Annotated in this window: 20 protein-coding genes, 1 pseudogene and 1 riboswitch; of the genes and pseudogenes, 8 read left to right on the top strand and 13 right to left on the bottom strand. The window is 44.5% G+C overall.

Annotation, left to right across the window (positions count from 1 at the left end):
- Nucleotides 1-58 precede the first annotated feature (58 nt).
- The 3 genes from QYF49_RS02830 to QYF49_RS02820 form a co-directional block, all read right to left on the bottom strand.
- Complete coding sequence (locus QYF49_RS02830; RefSeq protein ID WP_290398113.1) at nt 59-2,200, bottom strand: bifunctional glycosyltransferase/CDP-glycerol:glycerophosphate glycerophosphotransferase; 2,142 nt, start codon at nt 2,198-2,200, stop codon at nt 59-61.
- 144 nt (nt 2,201-2,344) lie between these two features.
- Nucleotides 2,345-3,169: a GNAT family N-acetyltransferase gene (locus tag QYF49_RS02825; RefSeq protein WP_290398112.1), complete on the bottom strand. Its 825-nt coding sequence runs from the start codon at nt 3,167-3,169 to the stop codon at nt 2,345-2,347.
- Between the two features lie 583 nt (nt 3,170-3,752).
- A complete protein-coding gene (locus QYF49_RS02820) occupies nt 3,753-4,730 on the bottom strand; it encodes a bile acid:sodium symporter family protein (protein ID WP_290398111.1) in 978 nt (325 codons plus the stop codon).
- Nucleotides 4,731-4,946: 216 nt separating this feature from the next.
- Nucleotides 4,947-5,053: riboswitch (SAM riboswitch) on the top strand.
- A gap of 139 nt (nt 5,054-5,192) precedes the next feature.
- Between QYF49_RS02820 and QYF49_RS02815 the strand changes: the two genes are divergently transcribed.
- On the top strand, nt 5,193-6,011 hold the full coding sequence (locus QYF49_RS02815; protein WP_290398110.1) for an alpha/beta hydrolase: 819 nt from the start codon (nt 5,193-5,195) through the stop codon (nt 6,009-6,011).
- Between the two features lie 35 nt (nt 6,012-6,046).
- Here the strand turns inward: QYF49_RS02815 and QYF49_RS02810 are convergent, their stop codons facing one another.
- Nucleotides 6,047-6,313, bottom strand: coding sequence for a hypothetical protein (locus tag QYF49_RS02810; protein WP_290398109.1), 267 nt, complete (start codon nt 6,311-6,313; stop codon nt 6,047-6,049).
- A 241-nt stretch (nt 6,314-6,554) separates the two neighbouring features.
- On the opposite strand from QYF49_RS02810, the gene QYF49_RS02805 reads away from it, so the two are divergent.
- The gene (locus QYF49_RS02805; RefSeq protein WP_290398108.1) at nt 6,555-7,430 is read left to right on the top strand and encodes a thermonuclease family protein; all 876 of its coding nucleotides are present in this window, start codon (nt 6,555-6,557) and stop codon (nt 7,428-7,430) included.
- A 63-nt stretch (nt 7,431-7,493) separates the two neighbouring features.
- On the opposite strand, the gene QYF49_RS02800 is transcribed toward QYF49_RS02805, so the two are convergent.
- Nucleotides 7,494-8,291, bottom strand: a complete 798-nt coding sequence (locus QYF49_RS02800) for a putative protein N(5)-glutamine methyltransferase (RefSeq protein ID WP_290398107.1) — start codon at nt 8,289-8,291, stop codon at nt 7,494-7,496.
- A 97-nt stretch (nt 8,292-8,388) separates the two neighbouring features.
- Nucleotides 8,389-9,720, bottom strand: a complete 1,332-nt coding sequence (locus tag QYF49_RS02795; RefSeq protein ID WP_290398106.1) for a TIGR00366 family protein — start codon at nt 9,718-9,720, stop codon at nt 8,389-8,391.
- 204 nt (nt 9,721-9,924) lie between these two features.
- Here QYF49_RS02795 and QYF49_RS02790 point away from each other — a divergent pair, with 204 nt between their 5' ends.
- Both QYF49_RS02790 and QYF49_RS02785 read left to right on the top strand, forming a co-directional pair.
- Nucleotides 9,925-10,890: a D-2-hydroxyacid dehydrogenase gene (locus tag QYF49_RS02790; protein ID WP_290398105.1), complete on the top strand. Its 966-nt coding sequence runs from the start codon at nt 9,925-9,927 to the stop codon at nt 10,888-10,890.
- Nucleotides 10,891-11,036: 146 nt separating this feature from the next.
- Nucleotides 11,037-11,361: pseudogene (locus QYF49_RS02785) on the top strand (succinate--CoA ligase subunit alpha); the annotation flags it as partial.
- Nucleotides 11,362-11,415: 54 nt separating this feature from the next.
- On the opposite strand, the gene QYF49_RS02780 reads toward QYF49_RS02785, so the two are convergent.
- Nucleotides 11,416-11,769 (bottom strand): YkgJ family cysteine cluster protein, encoded by a 354-nt coding sequence (locus QYF49_RS02780; protein ID WP_290398104.1) that lies wholly within the window; start codon nt 11,767-11,769, stop codon nt 11,416-11,418.
- 327 nt (nt 11,770-12,096) lie between these two features.
- Between QYF49_RS02780 and QYF49_RS02775 the strand changes: the two genes are divergently transcribed.
- Entirely contained in the window at nt 12,097-15,981 is a 3,885-nt protein-coding gene (locus QYF49_RS02775; RefSeq protein ID WP_290398103.1) for a bifunctional 2',3'-cyclic-nucleotide 2'-phosphodiesterase/3'-nucleotidase, read from the top strand.
- A 68-nt stretch (nt 15,982-16,049) separates the two neighbouring features.
- Here QYF49_RS02775 and QYF49_RS02770 read toward each other — a convergent pair whose 3' ends face one another.
- Nucleotides 16,050-16,454, bottom strand: coding sequence for a hypothetical protein (locus QYF49_RS02770; RefSeq protein ID WP_290398102.1), 405 nt, complete (start codon nt 16,452-16,454; stop codon nt 16,050-16,052).
- A 353-nt stretch (nt 16,455-16,807) separates the two neighbouring features.
- On the opposite strand from QYF49_RS02770, the gene QYF49_RS02765 reads away from it, so the two are divergent.
- Complete coding sequence (locus QYF49_RS02765; protein ID WP_290398101.1) at nt 16,808-17,239, top strand: dual specificity protein phosphatase family protein; 432 nt, start codon at nt 16,808-16,810, stop codon at nt 17,237-17,239.
- A gap of 63 nt (nt 17,240-17,302) precedes the next feature.
- Here the strand turns inward: QYF49_RS02765 and QYF49_RS02760 are convergent, their stop codons facing one another.
- The 4 genes from QYF49_RS02760 to QYF49_RS02745 form a co-directional block, all read right to left on the bottom strand.
- Nucleotides 17,303-18,322: an HD-GYP domain-containing protein gene (locus tag QYF49_RS02760; RefSeq protein WP_290398100.1), complete on the bottom strand. Its 1,020-nt coding sequence runs from the start codon at nt 18,320-18,322 to the stop codon at nt 17,303-17,305.
- Nucleotides 18,310-18,459, bottom strand: coding sequence for a hypothetical protein (locus QYF49_RS02755; RefSeq protein WP_290398099.1), 150 nt, complete (start codon nt 18,457-18,459; stop codon nt 18,310-18,312). The genes QYF49_RS02760 and QYF49_RS02755 overlap by 13 nt, the downstream gene beginning before the upstream one ends.
- A gap of 321 nt (nt 18,460-18,780) precedes the next feature.
- On the bottom strand, nt 18,781-20,430 hold the full coding sequence (locus tag QYF49_RS02750) for a methyl-accepting chemotaxis protein (RefSeq protein ID WP_290398098.1): 1,650 nt from the start codon (nt 20,428-20,430) through the stop codon (nt 18,781-18,783).
- A 21-nt stretch (nt 20,431-20,451) separates the two neighbouring features.
- The gene (locus tag QYF49_RS02745) at nt 20,452-21,438 is read right to left on the bottom strand and encodes a BMP family lipoprotein (protein WP_290398097.1); all 987 of its coding nucleotides are present in this window, start codon (nt 21,436-21,438) and stop codon (nt 20,452-20,454) included.
- 273 nt (nt 21,439-21,711) lie between these two features.
- Here QYF49_RS02745 and QYF49_RS02740 point away from each other — a divergent pair, with 273 nt between their 5' ends.
- Nucleotides 21,712-21,945 (top strand): hypothetical protein, encoded by a 234-nt coding sequence (locus tag QYF49_RS02740; protein WP_290398096.1) that lies wholly within the window; start codon nt 21,712-21,714, stop codon nt 21,943-21,945.
- Between the two features lie 49 nt (nt 21,946-21,994).
- Here the strand turns inward: QYF49_RS02740 and QYF49_RS02735 are convergent, their stop codons facing one another.
- Nucleotides 21,995-22,414, bottom strand: coding sequence for a hypothetical protein (locus tag QYF49_RS02735; protein ID WP_290398095.1), 420 nt, complete (start codon nt 22,412-22,414; stop codon nt 21,995-21,997).
- 62 nt (nt 22,415-22,476) lie between these two features.
- Here QYF49_RS02735 and QYF49_RS02730 point away from each other — a divergent pair, with 62 nt between their 5' ends.
- Complete coding sequence (locus QYF49_RS02730; RefSeq protein ID WP_290398094.1) at nt 22,477-23,481, top strand: trypsin-like serine peptidase; 1,005 nt, start codon at nt 22,477-22,479, stop codon at nt 23,479-23,481.
- Nucleotides 23,482-23,556 lie beyond the last annotated feature (75 nt).

Genomic DNA, 23,556 nt, shown 5'->3' with positions numbered 1-23,556 from the left:
CTCGTCCAGACCTTACATAAAAATAAAGCCGGGTAATTCACCGGCCCCTTGTTATACCTTATTTAAAAACCCTTTCTATCACTCGCTGCGTTGCATTGCCATTTTCCCAGCTGCAATATTTATCGTAAAACCGACCATAGTTTTCTTTATACTGCTTCTTTACTATATCTATGTTTTCAATCGAGCTGATGACCTCACTGCTGTCTCTTAAAAGCGGTCCTGGAACTTCTTTTTCCATATCAATATAAAACCCTCTGAGCGTGTCCCGGTATTTTTCCAAATCATAAGTATAAAAAAGAATAGGACGCTGTAAATTCGCGTAATCGAAAAATACCGACGAATAATCCGTAATTAACAAGTCTGAAATCAAATACAGCTCTGCAATATCATTGTGCTTGGAGAAGTTATAGGCAAAACCTTCCGCTCCTGCCGTATCAATGTTGTCCGCAATAAAATAATGCATGCGCAAAAGGATCACATATTCATCGCCTAGCCTTTGCTTCATCTCCTCCAGATCCAGTCTTAACTGAAATTTATACTTTCCAGATTGATAATAATCATCATCACGCCATGTTGGAGCATAAAGAATTACCTTCTTATCCAAAGGAAGGCCAAGCTGAAGCTTCACTTGCTGTGCTTTTTCTTCGCGATCCGCATCATGCAAAATGTCATTGCGGGGATAGCCGAACTCCAGCATCTCTTTTTCATATTTAAAGGCGCTTCTGAAAATTTCAGATGAATATTGGTTAGCCGCTATCAAATAATCCCATCTTCTTGACTGCTTATAAAAATGCTTTTTATAATCTGGATTCGCAGAATATACATCATTCATATCAAAAACAAGCCGCTTTAAAGGGGTCCCATGCCATGTCTGCAAATAGATGTTTCCGGGCCTTTTATCAAGATGCATCGGGAGTCTCGAATTGCTGACCCAGTATTTAGAAGTAGCCAGATAATAATAGTAAGCCAGGCTGAATCGCTTTACCTGTCTTGCGTTACCCGGTATTTTCCTTTTTTCATTAAAGATCCAGACAAATTTATACCCCTTTTTACTTTTTAGCATTTCTTCATAAATATATTTTGGGCTGTCAGAGTAGTTTTTTCCTAAAAAGCTTTCAAAAACCACCGTTTTTTCTTTTAAGGGCAGCCGAATAAATAGGCTTCGATACAGAATTAAAAATATTTTGCGCTTGCTTCTGATGGCTCCTGCTGCATTATAAAGAAAATGGTGAAGCTTAATTAATCCGCTAAAGATGGCCTTCCTCTCTTTTTTCAGCTGATCCACCTCAGCTTTTACAAGTATATTTAACTTCTTCATCGATCGGGGGTTTACTTTTTTTGCTGATATTGAAGCTTTGTTAAAGGTTTGCTCAACCTGCTTTCGATCCGCAAGAAGCATGATGATCGATCGGCGGTAATAATTTAGAAATTGCTGATCAAGAAAATTGGACGCCGCTGCATGATTGCCATAACAGTCTTTCATATCATTATAGATCCGCAAAAAATCACCAACCTTTTTATCCCTTTCGAGCTGGGAGAGCGCTGGGTTAGTGATGGGATCGTTCCTGACCCTCTTATAATAAAGACAGTCCGTTAAATAAGGACATCGATCTAAATAAATCATGGCGGGTATCAGGAAAGAAATGTCTGAATAGCACTCCACCTCCTCATTAAATCTGAGGTTGTGGCTATGTATAAAATGAAGTGAAATTAATCGGTTGAGTACCGAATTATTTCTAAACAAGCGGTCTTTGTTCCGATTTTCTAAAACTTTATGTGTGCGCTCAGGGAGATCGGCTTCTACTTTAAAGGTAATCTTCTTTACACTTCCGGATAGCATGCTGTACTGCCCAATACTTTCGGTCAGGAGCTGAATAGTGGTCAAAGGCAGATAATCATCACTATCCAAGAAGTAAACATAATCACCTGTTGCAGTATCCATCCCTGCATTTCTGGCGGCCCCGACGCCTTTTCGTTCTGTAGAATGGATAACGCTTATACGATCGTCCTTTTTTGCGTATTCCATGATCACTTTACGGCATGGTTTATCAGAACCGTCATTTATAAGCAATATCTCTAAATTGGGGTACGTCTGGTTGATTACCGAATTCAGGCACTCTGGTAAAAATTCTTTCGTATTATAGATTGGAATAATAACAGATACCTTTTTGATGATTATTCCCCCTCCTTCTACAGCCATACATCATGGAAATGTTTTTCCAACGTTTTATTCTAATAGTTCTAAAAATTGAAATAATATCCATGATTATACCATAAAATTCCTAAACATCGACAAAATGTGTCGATATAAACATTAAAAAACCAGCAATGATTGCTGGCTCCATTAAAAATAGTTATAGGGAAGATAGTACACTTGATAATTAGGAAGCCTTTCAAAACCAAGCTTTTGTGCGATAACGATGGAATCATACCTAAAGCTTTCCGTTGTCCAATGAGGGGAAATCCCCATGGTCATGCAATCAGTGATCATGCCATGAGCCATACACGTTGCGAGCCCTTTGCCCCGATGTGATGTGTCATAAACATGGATGCCAATCTCCAGGCCATCTCCACAAGCAAATACACTTATACATGTGCCAATGATTTTGTTGCCATGGAGAGCAGCCCATCCCAGCCCATGTAAAAAGAATGCTTCCTCTGAACTCCAGAATTTCTTAATCTCATTACTGATGATCTGTTGAGAATCCAAGAAAAGCAACTGTGGAGTAATTCTCAGCACTCGATAATCTTCAGGCAAGGGATTAAGTCTAAAAGATGAAAATTGCTCTGGGTGAAACTTGAAAGGCACCCGCTCACCGACTTTTAATCCCACAGGAAAAATAGATGGGATCACGTCCTGCCACAGTTCAGAAGGATAGACTTCAAGATTGAAGTCTTGCTCACCAACTTCCAAGGCTTGTGACTTTATAACATCCGCTATAAATGGCTGCAGACAGGAGTTGAATGCATGGTTTGTACAGACTCCTGCCAGATAAAACATCTCATTAAACGCCCAGACTAATGTGGTGGACGGCGTTTCAACATCATCGACAAAGATCTTTCCGCGGTTTATTCCTGAAATGACTCCCTGTAATACGGGATGATGCTTGTGCTCTTTCAACAGTTTCTTTATATTAGCGTATTGTTCACGAGGCGATTCATAAATCATGACTTGATTGTTCTCCTTTGTTTTAAGAATTTTTCACTTTATTAGTATCGACTCTTAAAACTGAAAGGCGACAAGGCGATTTTTGATTCGTTTCGTATCAAATCCCCCCCTTATATTGGTAATTCATGTATACAATCAGTTTAGCATGCTTTCATAAAAAAAGTGCTGAAAAAGGAACCCCCCACTCAAACTCTCGTTTCCTTCAACTTTATTAATTTCATGTTTAATCCTTCAAAAATCAGGAAATATATTCAAGCAATTATGGTAATAAAATCATAATAAATGGACCCGCTACATATAGCGCATAAGACATATTACCCCTTCTTTCGACAACAAGCAGGGATATTGTTCAAATGGAAGAAAAAAGTAGGAAAACAAAGAGGAAAGGAGAATGGTGATGACCAGTGACGTGCTAAAAAAACAGATTCACCAGCATTTCAACACAAAAAAGATAAAGGATGAGCAGCTCGAAACATTGCTGGTACGTTTCATCCTATCCGTTAAGAAAGGGAAATGAGCAAACTGGTGCCAGGCACCGCGTTTACACACATGTGTAATGACGGTGCCTGGCACCAGCTTTTGACTATACAGCGGCCTTCCTGCTCTCTTTAGGATGAACATCGTGCCTGCCGTAGTGTTTTGCTAACACGTGGCCATAAACGGAGGCGAGGATCTGCTGAAACAGCATCCCGACAACAACAGGTACTGCAGTTACCGGTGAAAAGTAGGTGAGCGCAATAACAGAACCGGCGCTAATATTACGCATCCCTCCACTGAAAACAAGGGCTATGACCGTTTCTCTTTTCCAACCAAAAAACATACCGGTCAGCCAGCATATTAAGTATCCGCTGGCCGCAATAAACAGAACGAACAAGCCAATCAACAATAGTTTGCCGTTCACATGAACCAAATAGGGGGTAGCTACCGAAGCATTGATGGCGACCACAACACTCATGCAGATTTTAGAAACAGGCGAAATTCGTTTGCCAAACGTGATTTTTATCTCTCCTTTTGTCCAATGATTCAGCAGCATGCCGATCACAGACGGAATCACGATCATAATCAGCAAGTCCTTTACCATGGACCATTCATCAATGGAAACGGTCTCTCCAACAAACAGCGCCAGGCTATAAGGAACGACGATCGGTGATAACAGTGTATCAATCAATATAATGGAAAGCGCGAGGGTACTGTTGCCTCTATAGATGGACACCCATATGCTGCTTGTCACGCCGCACGGTATAACCATTGCCAATACAAGTCCGGTGATGGTATGAGTATCAGTGGAAAACGCAATGTGTCCGACTCCCCATGCCCACATCGGCATCACGATATGCAGGATGATAAGTGCTGTCAGTATGGGCAACGGCCGGGAAAGTGTATGGCGGAGATGATTGAAATTAGATGCTAAACTACCTGAAAATGTCATGAATGAAAAGATCCATGGGACTAAAAAAAGCCAGCTCTTCAGTTCGTTCGTAAGCAAAATTCCTAGGATGACACTTGCGGGTGTAATAAATGGCATCCATCTTTCCAGCTGTTGGTTTATTTTTTCTATCACATTTATCCTTCTTCCGGTCTGAGTCTATTACTCTAACAGTTTATTAATTTACAGTATAAAATATTTTAGATTTTGGTGCCAGGCACCAAAATAATAGCACCAAAATAAAAAAAAAGCATAGGATGTATACATACCGGTTTGAATGAGTTGTCCCAATTTAGGATTTTCCAATTGACAAACTTTTAAATTTATTTTACATTAAATAAAATTATATACTTCTTATCAAGAGAGGTGGAGGGAATTGACCCTGAGAAACCTCGGCAACAGACTCTTTTAGAGCACTGTGCCAATTTCAACAAGCCGAGTTGCTTGGAAGATAAGAATTGTGTTGATCATTCTTCGGTCTCTTCAACCCCTTCTTATGTTTCAGTGAACATAGGAAGGGGTTCTTTAACATCCTAATTCCTAGTAAATAGATAAGAATAGTTATTTATAAAAACTAAAATTTAAGGAGTTGGTCATATGGAAAAGCATGACTGTATCCACTGGAAAGGAAAAAAGCTGACTGCAACTGTACATTATCCAGATTCCCCCGTAGGCAAAGAGCGATCCAAGCAGCCAGTCGTTGTTATATGCCATGGGTTTACGAGCAATCGGATCGGAGTAGATCGCTTGTTTGTTAAAACCGCTCAGCAGCTTTCAAAAAATCAATTTGTAGTCATTCGGTTTGATTATGCGGGATGCGGAGAAAGCGAAGGAAACTATGGTGAACATTGCTTTGAAGACTTGATTGACCAGACCCATGCTGCTGTCAGCTTTGCCCTGCAGCTGCCTGGCATTGATCCCGATCAAATCACGCTGCTCGGCCATAGCCTTGGAGGCGCAGTCGCCGTACACTCTGCAGACCGCGACGAACGGGTAAAACGGTTGATCCTCTGGTCGGCGGTAGGAAAACCGTTTGAAGATATCGTAAAAATCATTGGACAAGAAGAATACAGCAACTTATTTATTAAAGGGTATGTGGATCACTTGGGTTATTCCCTGACCACAACATTCATGCAGTCGCTTAAAAAGTTTCACCCGTTAGATCAGCTTTCCCGATTTACCGGTGACGTGCTGCTTGTTCATGGTACAGATGACAAAGACATTTCGGCCCATTATTGCAGTGAATTTTTTGAGAAAACACGAAAAAGAGCCTGTGGAAACAGCAACATTCATCTCATTAAAGGAGCTAACCATACGTTTTCTTCCATCCCTCACTTCAATAAGTTGATTGCTGCGACCACCGCCTGGCTTACTAAGAGTTCTTCTCCTTTGAAGGTGCCAGGCACCGGCTTTTGACACTTGTGTAAAAGCGGTGCCTGGCACCCTTACTTCTATTTCCTCTTGACAACAGCCATGATCGTTAAGAGGAGGGCAAGCAGTACGGCGATGTAGACCGGTGTGACCCAAATATAATAGACGGATCCTGGATCCTCTTTAATAAAGCCTGTGTTGATACTAATCGTATTCCAATGAAAACACACGGGATTTTCAGCATTTACCGAAAACCTGTCTAAATACAATGCTTTTTGCGTGACTCGTGCTACTACATAAATCAAGCTGAGCAACAGCAGAATGACCGCAGCTACTAGTTTTTTCAATCCTTCACATCCTATTTATTTGAATTTTGCGCTTTCTGCCTTCCCATCGCAATACTTTCATCCCAGAGTTTTACATTCACCCTGCATACAAAAACCCCTTTTTCTTATTTCTTATAAAGAGCCGCTAAACTTAACCATATTTGTTCCCTTCTCCATTCCATATCGTAGTATAATAGCTTTTGTATTTTTATTCGGACCCGCTAACCATCTTGAACGTTTTAAAACATAAGGGGAGATCAACTTGAAAACAAAATCAAATGGAATTCTAACTGGACTAATCATTCTGCTGCTTACCGCCGTCTTTAGCTCAGGATGTGCCCAATCGCCTAATTCAGCCCAAACAAGCACAAATCCGGGCAACAATGCAGATGATCCTGCGGCCAAACAAGAAAACCCATCGTCAAAAAATGTTAAAACCAATACCGCCACAGGACAAAACGCAGTAAAAGGCATCCCGGCTACCGTTACATATGTGGTTGACGGCGATACATTGGACGTAAAGCTTAGGAATGGAAAAAAAGAACGTATTCGCATGCTTCTCATCGATACACCTGAAACAAAACACCCGAGGCTTGGTGTTCAGCCATTCGGACCGGAAAGCTCTAAATTTACGAAATCACAGTTGACCGGCAAAAAAGTCGGTGTGGAGCTGGACGTTTCGGAGCGCGATAAATATGGAAGGCTGCTCGCTTACATATGGATCGGCAAGCAAAACTTTAACCAGCTGCTCCTGGAAAAAGGCCTTGCTCGTGTGGCATATGTATACCCGCCGAACACGAAATACGTTGATCAGTTCCGTGCGACACAGGAAAAAGCTCAAAAAGCAGGGATCGGAATATGGTCGATCGAGAACTACGCCCAACAAGACGGTTTCCATGCAAAAGCGAAAGACAGCCGAGAAAACGGAACGGTTTCTGGAGGGAGTTCACAAGCAAACAATCAGGGCAATCAAGGAAAAACATCTGAGGAACCAAAAGGCAGCTGCAACATTAAAGGAAACCAATCGGGTATCTACCACATGCCTAGCGGAGAATACTATGACCGGACGAAAGCCGAGGTCATGTTCTGCTCCGAGGCTGAAGCTCAAAAAGCAGGTTATCGAAAATCACAGCGTTAATCAGTGTTAAAAAGTAAGAGCCGCATCAGCTGTTTACTGCTGATGCGGCTTTTTATTTTCATTTTACGTTTTTGGTTTCATGCCCATCACAACCGTTGATTCAAGTTCACTGGAGCTGACCACCCTTGACAACAATCCGATTTCAGTAAAAGTTGCTAGAGATAGCGGTGCCTGCCGGTCACTGGTCTCCACCAGAAGATAGCCTCCAGGTGCCAGCCAGTTTGGCGCACCAGCAGCCACCCTCCTCTGGATGTCGAGGCCGTCCTTACCGCCGTCCAGTGCTATTCGGTCCTCGTGGAGACGGGCCTCAGCAGGCAGCAACCCGATCGCATCCGTCGGTACGTAGGGCGCATTTGCAACCAGAACATTAACGGAGCCGCGGAGGGTTTCTGGGAGAGGTTCGTATAAGTCACCTTGATATGCATGGCCACCGAAAGCATCGATATTTCGGCGAGCGCACTGAACCGCTTTGGGATCAATGTCTGAAGCGTACAGCTGGATGTCTTCATGGCTGGCTGCAAGTATTGCACCTGCAGCACCTGATCCGCAGCAAAGATCAACGACAATATCTCCCGGCCGTATAATATTTGCTGCTTGGGCAACCAGGAACTCTGTTCGGCGCCGCGGGACAAAAACATCAGGGTCCACTTCGATGCGGAAACCGCATAGCTCTGCCCAGCCAACGATATGTTCGAGAGGATAACCTGCCATTCGCTGGTTTATCATAGCATCCAGCTGTGCCGGTGTTTCCGCCTCATCCATAAGCAGCCGGGTCTCTTCCTCGGCATATACACAGCCAGCACTCCTTAGCCTGAAGACAACCGTGGAAAACAGGGTATCTTTTGAAAGATCGACATTCACGTGTTTTACCTCTTTAGTTTTATTTTGGTGCCAGGCACCACGTTTACACACTTGTGTAATGGCGGTGCCTGGCACGCCAAACGGGCACGCCACTACCTTAAAAGAACGACAGCCCAATCGTGAAGATGACACCCGATACAAGAAGGGTGGTCACGCAGTATCCCATGATGTCCCTGGCACCCAGGCCTGCGATAGCCAGTGCCGGCAGCGCCCAGAACGGCTGCGCCATATTCATCCATGCTTCACCGTAGGCGATCGCCATCGCTGCGATGCCAGGATCGACGCCGAGCTGCTCTGCGGCCGGCATGATGAACGGCCCCTGTACGACCCAGTGCCCTCCGCCGGACGGCACGAAGAAGTTAACAAAACCTGAGCTCAAAAACGCAAAGAACGGGAAGGTGGACGGGTTGGAAACCGAGATAAACGCGTTGGTGATCATACCTCCCAGGCCTGACAGCTCCATCATCCCTTGGATCCCTGCATAGAACGGAAACTGAATTAAAATGCCTGCCGTCCCTTTTGCTGCATTGGCAACCGCGTTCATATAAGACAGCGGTGTGCCGTGCAGAAGAAGGCCTGTCGTAAAGAACAGCAGGTTAACGGTATTAATATCAATCTTAAAACCATTCTCCACTATGTAATAGACGATGTACGAGTAGCCAAGCACAGCGATAGCCAGGCTGAGGATTCTGCTGTTTTCCATCGTCACGGCAAACGTTCGTTTTACTTCAGCCCGGGCGATCGCCGTTGCTGCAGAAGCCTCGTCCTCCGCCAAAATCTTCGGATCAATGCCGATCACATCTCTTCCAGTCGGCATCATCAGCCTTGTCATGATGGGCAGGATGATGAGCAGCGCGAGCGTAATAAACAAGTTATAGCTTGTAAAAATGGTATCCGTGAGCGGGATTAGCCCCGCCGTTTTTTCCATCGGATTTCCCGGAGTTGCGGCTACAAGCGGTATAGATCCTGATAGTCCTCCGTGCCAGGTGAGGAACCCGATATACGCACAGGCAATCAGGAAACGATAATCCGAACCCGGAATCCGCTTGGCCACCTCCTTTGCGAACAGAGCACCAACAATGAGTCCGAATCCCCAGTTGATAAAGCAAGCGAGCCCAGAACCGAGCGTAACCAGAATAACGCCTTGAGCTGGCGTTTTCGCAAAGCTGGCTAGCTTAACCATCCATTTTTTAATAAGTGGCGAACTCGCAAGAGCATGCCCTGTCACCAGGACAAGAGCCATCTGCATCGCAAAAGCCAGGAGATTCCAGAAACCCGATCCCCAGAACCCGACCATTTCAATCGGACTGTGATGGGTAAAAATAACGCCTGACAAAAATAGAATGATGGTGAGAATCAAAGCAAAAACAAACGGATCAGGCAAAAACCTTTGTACAAGGGCAGTAAAGAAGTTCGATAGCGCTTTCATTTCTTCCTCCTATTAATATTGAACTTTTTAAAAGTACACTGAATAAACATTCATCCAAACGATGTAAAAATCCTGTCTGTCTTTTATCCTATTTTGGTGCCAGGCACCGCGATTACACAAGTGTCAAAATGCGGTGCCTGGCACCACAAAAATTCTCCTCCTTCTGTTAAACTAAATGAAAATACATAGATAGGATGGGATAGGATGACGGCTCGAAAACTGCTGATCGCTCAAAATGTGGATTCTTCTTATGTGGAAAAAATACAAGAGGTGATACCGGAATGGACCATCGTCACCGGCAGGGATAAGGAGATCTGGCAAAAGGAAGCACCTGATGCTGAAGTGATCGCCGGATGGAAAAAAGGGATGGAGGAATACACGCTTAACAAAGAGGACTCACCTCTAACGTGGATTCAAACATGGAGTGCCGGGGTGAACAGCCTTCCGTTAGAGAAGCTTTCAAGCCACAATGTGCACCTCACCAGCGCCAACGGGGTACATGCCTACCCGATCTCTGAGACCATTTTTGCTCTCATGCTCGGGCTAACACGCAAGATTCACACCTATGTACGCAACCAACAGTCAAAAACTTGGGACCATTCCAATCTTAAACTTGAGATCCATGGAAAGACCATCGGTATCCTGGGTACTGGTGCCATCGGAAAAGAAACCGCCAAGATCGCCAAGGCGTTCGGCATGACGGTACTGGGAATGCGCCACTCCGGAAAGCCGGAAGAATACATCGATACAATGTATTCCTCCAGTCAGCTGCATGACCTGCTACCACAATGCGACTATGTCGTGGTGACACTGCCGCTAACGAAAGAGACTCATCGGCTTCTTGGCCAAAAGGAGTTCCAGCTGATGAAGGAGTCCGCTTTCTTCATTAATATAGGACGCGGTGATATCGTGGTCGAAGAAGATCTCGTCCAGGCTTTGAAAAGTGGTGAGATTGCAGGAGCCGGCATGGATGTGTTCGAGACCGAACCACTCGGGGACAACAGCCCGCTATGGGAAATGGAAAATGTCATCATCACTCCTCATACCGCCGGCTCCACTCAATACTACGACCAGCGGGTGATCGAGGACATCCTGATTCCTAATTTAAGGCATTATGTGAAGGGAGAGTCTCCTTCCATCAACAAGGTGGATTACACGAAAGGCTATTAAAAGTGTTGATATTTCTTTCACCTTTCCTATCGTAAGAAATGAACACAGCGTATCGCAACTTGTTTCCAATTTTAAGGAAGGAGCGGCAATCCACTTTGCCTCTCATGTATCTTCTGACTTTTAACATATTCAATACGGGGATGTGTTCCGTGATGCAGTTGACGATGTCACAGGCGGGAATCAGCCCGTCCACCTCTGTCAACGGGACGAATTTTATTGACGTCCCTCGAGCATTATGAAGATCCAGAGACCTATGCGGTCATCATGAGTGGCGAAATTGGCGGCCAGGCCGGGCAAACGGATGGGCCATGCGGGGGCGATTATTTTCAGGCGGCAAAGGAACAGCCGATGAAAAGATCAGGATCTTGAAAGCAAACGGAATTCAAGTGGCGGCCTCCTTCCCATATGGCCGAGACGCTCATCTCCGTCCTTAATGAAGAGGGCCTGTACGACAGATGGAAGACCCACTGAGCCGACCTGAAAAATATAAAAAAAGAGATGGATCACTTCCATCTCTTTTTTCATTTATTTAAAATCCGTCCATGTATAATCAACTGACAGCACCCCAGCTGTGACCCTTCGTTTGAATGCGGGATCCTCCTTCACCGCGAGATCCGGCATTTTAAAACAAACCAGCCCTTTGTGATAACCGAACTTTTGGCACACCTCAGGACGTGCTGAATAAATGCCGCACTTGTCCTGCTCTAAATCATAAAAGATGCATGTTCCGTAGTAGCGTTTCTGGTTCTCCAGCTCACTGCGCAGTTTCCTCGGCATAGCCTTTACTTTCTTTTTTATCTTCTTGAGCTCTGCTTCCGTAATGGCAACCGGACCGCAGCAAAGGCCTCTGCATCCCTTGCATGGCAGCGTGTTTTCCATCCGCATCCTCCTTCTCGGCCAGTACCCACAGGCCGGCATTCTTCCATTCCAGCCCATTAACTTCCACAAAAGCTTGTTGAATCCTTTTTTTATTTTGGTGCCAGGCACCACGTTTTGACATATGTCAAAGGGCGGTGCTTGGCACCGCCATTCTACCGCCTTTCTGTACCTTCTTTCCACTGCCTTTCACTCCGCCCCTCACACCGCCCTAGACCCCTCTCTTTCATCCCGGTCCATCTTCAAAATAATTCAAAAAAATCTACAAATTTCTAGGACTTTCGTGATATATTAATCTAGCAGTGCAAAAAATTGAAAGGCTGTGAATCTATGTCGTTTACACGCTCGTTCAAGAAGTTACTGGCCTCGTCACTTGCGATCGGACTCGTATCATCACAATTAGCCAGTCCAACGCTCGCCGCTTCTAAACCGGCTAAAAAACCTGCTCCAAAAGTACCATTTGAAATCTCTGCTCCTTACGTAGATTTCTCAAAAGGCACGAAGGCTTCCGTTACAGTTACACCCAAAAAGGGAAACCCGGGTAAAGAAGCAGTTGTTTTTCAGCTGATGAAAGGCAAAACGCCCGTCTCACAGGCAGCAGTAGAAACAGACATCAAGACGAGCTCCAAATTTTATGCTCATTTTGATTCAAAAAACCCAACCTATTGGGTGCAAGTCTTTGTCGTTAAGAACTACAACGGCAACACCAGCAAGTTTGGCACGAACCTCGCAACCCCGGTATCAACATCACCTACCACACTTCGTATCATGGAAACAACAGATATTCATACCAATCTAGTAGCTTATGATTTTTACAAAGCGGCTCCATCTGACGCAGTCGGCCTGTCCAAGACAGCAACACTCGTTCAGGAAGCACGTGAGGAAGTAAAAAACAACGTACTTGTCGACAATGGAGACTTGATCCAGGGAACTCCGCTCGGAACCTATAAAGCTAAGATTAATCCACTTAAAAAAGGCGAAGTTCATCCTGTCTATAAAGCTATGAACCTCATGGGGTATGACATGGCCACATTCGGCAACCATGAGTTCAACTATGGCTTGGATTACCTGGACAACGCAATCAAGGGTGCTAACTTCCCCTACATCAACGCTAACATCTATAAAAAGGACAAAGACAGCAATCCCAACAACGATAAAAACCAATTCACACCCTACAAAATCGTTACGAAAAAAGTAACAGACCAAACCGGTAAAACAACATCGGTAAAAATCGGTTATCTTGGCCTTGTGACGCCTCAGATCATGGATTGGGATAAAACCAATCTGGAAGGCAAAGTCACAGCCCGCGGAATCATTGAAACGGCGAAGAAATACGTACCGCAAATGAGAAAAGCCGGAGCAGACGTTGTTGTCGCGATGACTCACTCAGGATTCAACGGCGATACGAAAAACCAGGAGGATGTCATCTATTCCTTGAGCAAAGTTCCTGGAATCGATGCGATCACCTTCTCTCATACGCACAAGGTCTTCCCTGCAGCGGATGAAAAATCACTCGATGTTCTTTTTAAAGACGCACAAGGAAATGTCCTTCCTGGTGTTGATAACGCAAAAGGAACCATCAATGGTGTTGCCGCAGTCCAAGCCGGCTATGGCGGAAGCAACCTTGGAATCATCGATCTTAACCTTCAAAAAGTGAAAGGCAAATGGAAGATCTACAACACGCAGTCGTCCACAAAAGCCATTTACGATAAAAACACAGGCTACAAAGCGGAAGAAGATCCTGAGATCGTTGACGCCGTAAGAAAAGAAGTAAACGCAACATTCAAATACGTCAACACACCGATCGGGAAAACAACCGATGATATCTACAGCTATTTCGCGCTTGTCAAAGACGATCCTTCCGTTCAGGTCGTTACGAACGCACAAAAATGGTACGCGGAAAAATACATCGCTGCCAACAAGCCGCAATATAAAGACCTGCCGATCCTTTCTGTAGGTGCACCATTTAAGGCAGGACGCAACGGGGCGGAAGAATATACAGAGATCAACAAAGGCGACTTAACCATCCGCAGTGCCGCTGACCTGTATCTTTATGACAACACCATCAAAGCCATTAAAGTAAAAGGGTCTGATATCAAGCAATGGCTTGAAATGTCAGCAGGGAAGTTCAACACGATCGATCCGAACAAAACAGGAGAGCAAAAGCTGCTGAACGAGACCTTCCCAGTTTACAACTTCGATGTGATCGACGGTGTAACGTACCAGATCGATGTTACAAAACCAGCCCGCTATGACGTTAAAGGCGTGAAAATTTCAGATTCCAGCCGTATTAAGAACTTGAAATACAACGGCAAATCCATCGATCCGGACCAGGATTTCATCGTTGTGACCAATAACTACCGTGCCTCCGGCGGCGGAAATTTCCCTGGCGTTAAAGGTGCAGAGTATGTGATTGACTCTACAGAAGAGAACCGTCAAATCTTGATGGACTACATCACAGAGAAAAAGGAGATCACCCCTACTGCTGACAACAACTGGTCCATCGCACCGATCCAGGGAGATGCTGATGTTACGTTTACCTCTTCTCCAAAAGGAGCCGATTACCTTACTGCGGACAGCAAGATCTCTTATACCGGAAAAACGGATGATAGGGGCTTCGGCATCTACAAGTACGACTTAAAAGGTGACAAGCCTGAAGACTTCCGCTTGTCCCTCATGCACACGAACGATACGCACGCTCACCTCGATAACGTGGCAAAACGCATCACAGCCATCAAAGACGTTCGGGCAGCAAAGCCTGACTCTTTATTGATCGATGCAGGTGACGTTTTCTCCGGCACCCTGTACTTTAACGAGTTCAAAGGACAGGCTGACCTTGAATTTATGAACCTTGCAAAATACGATGTAATGACATTCGGCAACCATGAGTTCGATCTTGGCGCAAGCCCGGACGGACATAAAGCTTTATCCGATTTTGTGAAAAAAGCTAACTTTCCTTTCGTCAGCGCGAACGTAGATTTTTCGCAAGACAGCCTGTTCAACGGCCTGCAAACGAAAAAGATCAGTGCGTCCCCGCAAAACGGAAACATCTATACTGGAATCGTTAAAGAAGTAAACGGTGAGGACGTTGGAATCTTCGGGCTGACGACTGAGGAAACGAAGGACATCTCAAGCCCTGGCAAAGTTCAATTCCAAAACTATGCTGAACAAGCACAAAAAGCCGTTCAATCCTTTGAAGACCGCGGCATCAACAAAATTATCGCGGTGACTCACATCGGCTATGATGACAATCCTGCATACGACAATGACCTCGAGCTTGCGAAAAGAGTCGATGGGATCGACGTCATTGTAGGCGGACACAGCCATACACAGCTGAATGCACCTGTTGTAGTATCAAAAGACGAAGACGGCAAGGATAAAGATTCTACCGTTATCGTTCAAACAGGCCAATACAGCGATTATCTCGGTACATTGGATGTTGACTTTGACCAGGACGGAAAAGTAGTGAAAGAAGAAGGCAAGTTGATTAAAGTGGCCGACCAGAAGGATGATCCAGAAGCAGCCGGTATGCTGAAGAAGTACTCTGACAAAATTGCTGATCTTAAAAATACACCGACCGGCGCAACAGCAGTGAATGCGATGGAAAACCCGCGCTCTTCCGACGTTGGTCCGAGTGTGCGCAGCAATGAAACCCCATTAGGAAACTTGATCACAGATGCGATGCTCGATAAAGCGAAGCAATTCAACTCAAAAACAGTAATCGCGTTCCAAAATGGCGGCGGCATCCGCGCTCCGATCGATGCAGGTGAGATCACGCTGGGAGAAGTACTAACGACTCTTCCTTTCGGCAATACATTAGCTGCGATGACACTGACTGGTGCTGAAATCAAACAGGCTCTTGAGCACAGTGTAGATCAATCACCGAAAGAAAGCGGCGCGTTCCTTCACGTATCAGGCATGAAATTCAAGTTTGACAGCAGCAAACCTGCTGGTCAGCGAGTAGTATCAGTAGACGTCGAAGAAACAAAAGGACAATTTACGGCCCTTGATCCAGCCAAAGAATACGTTGTTGCCACTAATGCCTTCACAGCAAAAGGCGGAGACAACTTCGAAGTATTTAAAAAAGCCTACGAACAGGGCCGTGTAACCGACCTCGGTTTCTCTGATTGGGAAAACCTAAGAGATTATGTAGCAAAAATCAAAACGGTAGATCCTAAAATTGAGGGCCGTATTATCGACGCGGCGAAGAAGTAAACAAACGGATAGGTGCCAGGCACCGCCATTACACACTTGTGTAATGAGTGGTGCCTGGCACCTCCTTTTTAATGATGATGTTCTCGAGCATCAACAACGGTGCACTGCGGCGCGCCCATCCTGATCAGTTCTCTCGCCTCATCTAAGGAAATTCTCACAAATACTGCCCGGTCAAATCCATCTTCTACATCAAACAATGCAAACGCCTTGTTTTTATTGATAAAAATACATTTAAACTCTACAGTTACATCCTCTGTTGCTTCCGGAATTCTATTCACGACTTCACATAATTCCAATCCTGCACGACGAAGTCGTATTGCGGTTTCTTCATCAATACGGATGATCACAAACACTTCCAAATCGACACCTGGAACCTCCGACTCTATTTCTACGACAGCGAAGAAGCGGTGCCCAATCACCAGCAGACAATTGGCGCCGATTTCAAATATCTCTTCATTCATCATGGTGCCCATAACATCGCCCCCATTTTCCGTATTGCCACTGCATGAATTGCACGTATTGCTCATCTCATTCATTTCGCCCGTTTCATACTCGAACATCATATCCCTAACTTTCCTATAAATTTGAGTTTCCGAATGGATTCAAGCTTGTCCAAGCGACCTGTCTGTTCACTGAAAATAGCCGCAGAAAATTACTTGCATCCTTCACTGTCTAGCATATTCGGCTATAGGACAAGTGTTACTAAAATAATACGATCACCTATTTATTTTGGGTGGTGCCAGGCACCCCGCCCGAAAAACTTTGTTCCTCATGGCTGCAGTCTGAAATATACATACAGTAACAGGGCTGAACTAGGAGATGAACTATGGTAGAAATGATTCCAGGCAAACTGTATATCGGGGGTCTTATAAGGAGTGAGGATTGGGGATTTATTCAACAGCATATCACAGCCATCATTAACCTGAGAACAACTCCTGATCATCCTCCGTTCGACTTTTCTGGCCGGGTAATGATTTGGGCCCCGTTGACGCTGTATCATGCTCCGGATATCCCATGGGTGGTAAAAATGATGGACCAAATGAATCAATTGCTTGATTCAGGCCACCATATTCTCGTTCATGATAAAGCAGGTTATCAGCGTTTGGGCTTTTTCATAGCCGCCTTTTTTATGCAGAGATTTAACTTGGGGCTTGCTCAGGCACTTGCAGTGGTGCGGCAGCGAAAACCTGATTTGGATCCCCCTCCGAACTACATGGAGCTGCTAAAAATATACGATGTTTATCTAAAACATCATTAAGGTGCCAGGCACCGCAATTACACACTTGTGTAACGACGGTGCCTGGCACCCATAAACAATCATTCAAACACTCGCTACCTGCAAGAGGGTCAATCCGGATTCCTTCAAATTCAGCGGCAGATAGCCTTCTACCTCAAGGATCGGCTGGTTGGGACTGTCCGGGAACACATGCCGGATCTCAGCGGTTTTCCCGTTGCGCAGCGGAATTTTTCTTTCTTTCAGAGCTTCCATCAAATAGTTGGCGAACGGTATGACAACATCAATATCCAATCGGTTTTGCCTGGCGTCCTTAATGAGCTCATCGACGGCAAAAAAGATCGATCGATTGTTTTTATAGACTCTTCTGGAACAGATGGCATCAAACGTATCCGCCACAGACAGGATCCGGACTAAAAAGGGAATGTGCGAAGACACTTTATTCGGATACCCCGTTCCATCCAGCCGTTCATGATGCATCAGTGTACCCAGCAGGATTTCCTGAGGGAGCCCCGCATCTTTTAATAGATTGTAGCCATACTGCGGATGCTTTTTCATGGTTTCATACTCTTCGCCCGTCAATCGCCCCGGTTTGTTCAGGATGGCCGGGTCGATCTTGAATTTGCCCACATCATGAAAAATGCCCATCTGTGCCAGCATGTTTTGTTCATTCTTGCTCACATACAGCACCTGGCCTATTTTTTTTGCGACGAGGACAACATTCAGACTGTGCTGATACAAATATTCATCCTGGCTGAGCTGCTCCTTCAGCTGAATGAGTGAGATGTTGTCCCTGATGTCCAACCCAGAGAACGCCTCTTTTATGCAGACCGCATCCTCATTCGTTAAAACTTCCTTTTTATAAATGGAAGCATACTGCTCTTTCAGTTTTAAAAAAGTCTCTTGGTATACCTTTTTCACTTTTTCCTCCACTGGCAGAGGCTTCTGCTTGATGCTGTTCCTTTTGATCGTATGCACATCATACTTCGCCAGCAGGCGCATATGAATTTCGTTGATGATCGTTCCTTTTCGAAGGAGCAGGATGCTGCTAGCGGAATACAGATCTTCTAACAGCTCCTGCCCTATTTCAACCTTTACCTGATCCATGCCTCATTTCCCCCAATTCTTGTGTTTGCTTCAGGTAAATCGAACCTGATTTCGTCCGCTTTGTTTTGCTGAATATAAGCCTTCATCCCAAGCTCTTTATGTTCCCAGCGCAAAAGAGCTTCCACACTTACGAACATTTCTTCCTTCCTCTTTTACCCGGTACAAAGCCGCTCAGCGTTCTTGATCCGCCCCATAGCCATAAGTAACGCAGCTTTCCCTTCGTTCTATGTATCCGTATTCCCAGGCTGAGCGCCGTATAAGACGCTGCTGCGGCAATAAGTATAGAGAGCAGCACGAATGGCAGCTCAATGGCAAGTAATGATATTCAAAGTCATGTTTTGCATGTCTCCCGGTCGTTTACGTAAAACGTATAGTCATATACCTATTATCGGTCCAATGGCCTTTACTTTTTATAAAGCAGAAAAATACCGAGGGCTGCTGCCCCCGGCATTATTAAACTATAATTTAAACTTCGATACGACGTCCTGCAGCTCTTCAGCCAGATTGGTGAGAGCGGTGGCTGCCGCATTCACTTCCTCCATGCTGGCGAGCTGTTCTTCTGAAGCTGCGACTACTTCTATCGCGCTGGCGGATGTCGTTCCTGCTACGTTCGACATCTCCGAAACATGACCGGAAACGTGGTTCACTTCCTCATTTATCTTTTGAGATGTAGAGGAGATCTTCTTGATCTGCTCTGTCACTTGGACGATCGCGTTCAGAATGGTCGTAAACGATTCATTGGTCTTCTGAGCGATCTCCAATCCTGAGTCCACTTTTTCCTTCACATCATGGATTGAGGCTACCGTATTTTTCGTTTCTTCCTGTATGTGTTTCGTCATTTTTGAGATATCAAGCACCGATTTTCGTGTCTGGTCGGCAAGCTTGCGGACTTCATTCGCTACGACGGCAAACCCTTTACCGGCATCTCCTGCGCGTGCTGCTTCAATGGCAGCATTGAGTGCAAGCAGATTCGTCTGTTCAGCGATGTCATTGATGATGTTAAGAATGGAACCGATCTCTACGGAACGCTGGCTTAAATCATTTAATGCCTGGTCGGTTCCTGCCACCGAATGTTGAATGGAATCCATCTGCTCAAGGGTGTCAAGCACGAGTGCCGAGCCGTGGTGGGTCTGTTCACTGGCGTTCTCGGCCAGTTCAAGCACCAAGGCAGCATTTTCTGAGATCTGCCCCACCGCGTTCTTGCTTTGCTCTACTGAGCGAACGGATTCATTCGACATTCTCGTTTGACTTTCGGCCCCTTCCGAAACCTGTTGAATGGACGCCGTAATCAATTCGCTGCCCTTCATCGTTTCATCGGCACTTGCCATCAGCTGTTCTGCTGAAGCAGCAACCTGTCCAGATCCATTTCCGACTTGGGTAATAACAGCTCTTAAGTTATCGATCATCTGAGCGAACGACTGGTTTAACGCAAACACTTCATCTCTCGTCCGAACCGCAATAGCCGGCACAGCCAGATTTCCGTTCGCAACTTCCTCAGCGTTCTCCGTAATCTTTTTCAGCGGTGTTACAATTTTGCGGGTGATACTGATGGAAAAAATAAGGCTGCCGATGACCAAAACGATAAGAGCGATCATGGAGAATAGAATCATTCCTTTGATCCTTTCCTTTAAATCGGACTGCATCCATTCGTACTCGTTATTGATCAGCAGTTTCAGCTGGTACACATCATTGATCAATCCTTTTGTCCTGAGAGACTGCCGTTTGATCTCGGCCTGGTCACCTTCTTTTACAGCCGTACCGGACTCGCTTTTAAGCTCATCGAATTTACTTCCGATCCGTTCGATCAGCTGCGTTTGTTTTTTATCGGTCAGCCCTTTTCTCAGCATCTTGTAATCAGAAGTGAGTATTTGAAAATCTTTGGTCACATCGTTCGTATTGCTCGCTGAAATGTTCAGGGAGTACGCACTTAATGATTTTTCAAGGCTCTTGGCGGAGCTGTTCAGCTCTTCAATTTGAACGAGAATGTTTACTAGTTTTTCGGTCGATGAATTCAGTTTCGTCATTCCAAAAATGTTGTAGCCGATGATGATGACAGACAGCAGCAGCGGCACGATCGATATCATTAAAATTTTAGTTTTCAATTTCATGGTGTAAGCTCCTTCTCGCCTCTACAGCTGGATGTGAATCGTTCCCTGAGAGATTCCTTCCTTTAACTCATTCAATCTGGCTTGCTGCTTGGCGTTCAGTTGAATCACCCGAACCGGTGCAATATCGATGCCGCCCTCTTTTATGCCGAGAACGCTGTCTTTTTCTCTTAATTGTCCTGTTTTAGCCATCTCTTTTGCCGCTTGATAGATCGCGACATCCACCTTCTTCACCATGGAAGTGGCAACCGCTTTTTCTGCGAGGTAATACTGGTCCGTATCGACACCAAAAGCATAGACTCCTGCTTTTTGTGTTTCCAGCAAGGCTCCCACTCCTGTAAATCCCGCCGGAGGGTAAATATAGTCCGCCCTCTTGGTAATCATCCTTTTAGCCATCTGTTCACCAAGCTTATCATCATCAAACGTTCCCGCAAATTCAGAAATCACTTTTGCCTTGGGATTCACTGCCCTTATGCCTTGGATATAGCCTTTTTCAAACTTCCGGATCAGCGGAACATCCACTCCTCCGATGAATCCAGCCACATTGCTTTTCGTCTTCATTCCGGCAATCGCCCCGACGAGGTAGGATCCCTCTTCCTCCTTAAAGGTAACGGAATAGACATTGGAAAGCTTGGACTGAGAATCAATGAGCAGGAATTTCTGCTTCGGATACTTTTGAGCGACCTTTTCCAAATCCTTCTGCATGGCGAATCCAAGCCCGATGACAAGGTCATTTCCTTCTTTTACAAGAGATTGAATCCCCGCTTCATAGCTCTCGCTGGACTTAAGCTCACGATAGTTGAAGACGATGTCCTCCTCGTCGCGCGCTTTTTCCAGACCGGCAAACCCTGCATCGGAAAATGACTGGTCCCCAAGCCCTGCATCCGACAGCATGATACCGATCTTGACTCTCTTTTTAGCCGCAAAGGCCGGCTCTTTCGCAGTCGAACAGCCGTTCAAACTCAAAAGCAAAGCGGCCGCTATGAACAAAATCACTGTATATTGTTTCATGCTTTTCACCCTTACTCAGTAAATTTACTACTCTAGTAATAACGGCAAAAATTGTCGAAAGTTAACAGGAACGATAAATGTTTAAATTTTCTTGCAATAACAAAAAGCGCCCAGGCATAAGCCACAAATTTATTCCCTCATAAAACTAGCATCCCGCAGGATACCAGTTTTTGCGTTTATCCGTTCATGGCCTTTTTTTTCAATAGTGATTAACTTGTCCGTATCCACTTCTCTGCTATTTGCATTTAATAGAGTAGAAGGGAGGTGTTCTAAATGGGAAAAGAAAAAAAATCTGGTAAAAAGATCTATTGTGATCCCAAGTATATTATTTCCGACAAATATACTGAAAAAGAAGTAACCTTCGTTCATCCTGTCGTCCGTATTGAAAGAGAACATATCAAATATGTCCCTCGCCATGTTTATAAAGAAGAAACGAAAAAAGAGACCTATGATCCGGGGTATCCAACTAAATGTGATTGCAAAAAGAAAAAGAAGAAGGACTATTAATGACAAAGCAGGTTTAGGCCTGCTTTGTTTTCGCTCTGAGCGATCTGTTTTAATGATTATCGTTATTTATTTTTATTTTCAATGTGTCTGAATCTTTGGTAGGTGTGAAATCAACACTTGCTAAAAGGGGACCTGCCACTTTTTGTCCCCTTTTTTTCTTGTTTTGGAATTCATCGATGTTTGTTACAGGGGTCTTCGCTGCTTTAATGGTGTATTTGGAATTCAAATTTAACTTTACCCTTGCTTCTTTATTTTCATTTGTAATGACGAAAAGACTTTTTGGCAGTACAGCGGACTGATCTGTTTCTGTTCCATCCGTTGTAACCGTAAGTAAGTAATGCTGATTTTTTTCCTGTGTATTAACAATTTGCAAGGTGATCTCCTTGGACCTTAAATGGTCCTTTTCTCCTGGGGAAGAACAGCTTGCTAACAAAATGATAAGCAAGATACTTTTAAGGTATTTCAGCATAACTCCTCCTTTTTTCCTATTTTCAGATTGTTACATTAACGTATTAGGAGGTGATGTGAAATATGAAGAAACTTAGCTTTTTATTGTTATGTTTGTTCATTGTTGTTCCTCTGTTCACTCCCAAGGCAGCCCCTTTCCAACAAGAAAAATATGGAGGAACTGGTCAGCTCTATGATAACATCGGTTTGCTAAAACTGGAAAAAGAGAAAGCCTCAAGATTAAATGAAAAACTTAAAAGTGCTAAACTCAACCCTGTAAAAGAATTTAGTGCAAGTGAACGAATAAGAATAAAAAATATACAAAATAAATTTATGTCTGTTAGTTCTCAAGGGGATATTATACAAGGAAAACATAGCCCAGTTCTTAATAGCAGGATTTCATTTACCAGTTCTGCAGTTCCTCCATTTTCTGACGATGATAGAGTGAAAGTGACAAAAACGGATGCAAGTCCGTACAACGCGATGGCACAAATTGATTTTAAAGATGCAAGGGGCGATTGGTATGCATGCTCCGGAACCTTTTTAAACAAAACGACCGTACTTACTGCAGCTCACTGTGTATTTGATGCATATACTCATAAATTCCATTCCTATTGGTCTGTCTATCCTGCGGATAATAATAGTACCCTCCTTCACAGCGGATGGTCATCCACCAAAGCTTATGCGCCGATTGGATGGGTAAACTCGACTCCTCCCAGCCAAGGGAAAATCTATTTAAGAGATGTACAATATGATTACGCCGTCATAAAAATTGACTCCAGCCATTCCCATCATCTGCCTATCACTTCGACTGCTTCCGGAATTGGAAACTCTATCATTTCATTTGGGTATCCCACTGATAGAGGGGAGGGTTCTGGATACTATTATTTGTATAAAAGTGCTGGATCCATAACTGATGTTCAATACAATGCCATCATTCATTCTTCGTATGTGACAAGTGGAATGAGCGGGGGGCCCATTTTAAGATCCAGCTCCATTATATCGGTGAATAGTACGTACAATTGGAGTGCGAAGTTCGGTTCAACTCATGTTAATACTATAAATGAATGGAAATCCCTGCCGTACTAGAAATAACCCGGGGAAACGTAAAAAAGAGCTGACTCCCTTTTATGAGTCAGCTCCTCTGCTGTTCCAAACCATCTA

Source organism: Fictibacillus terranigra (assembly GCF_030412265.1).
In the GTDB taxonomy this organism is placed as follows: Bacteria; Bacillota; Bacilli; order Bacillales; family Fictibacillaceae; genus Fictibacillus_C; species Fictibacillus_C terrinigri.
The sequence above is the reverse complement of the archived record's forward strand: the minus strand, read 5'-3'. Positions and strand labels throughout refer to the sequence as shown.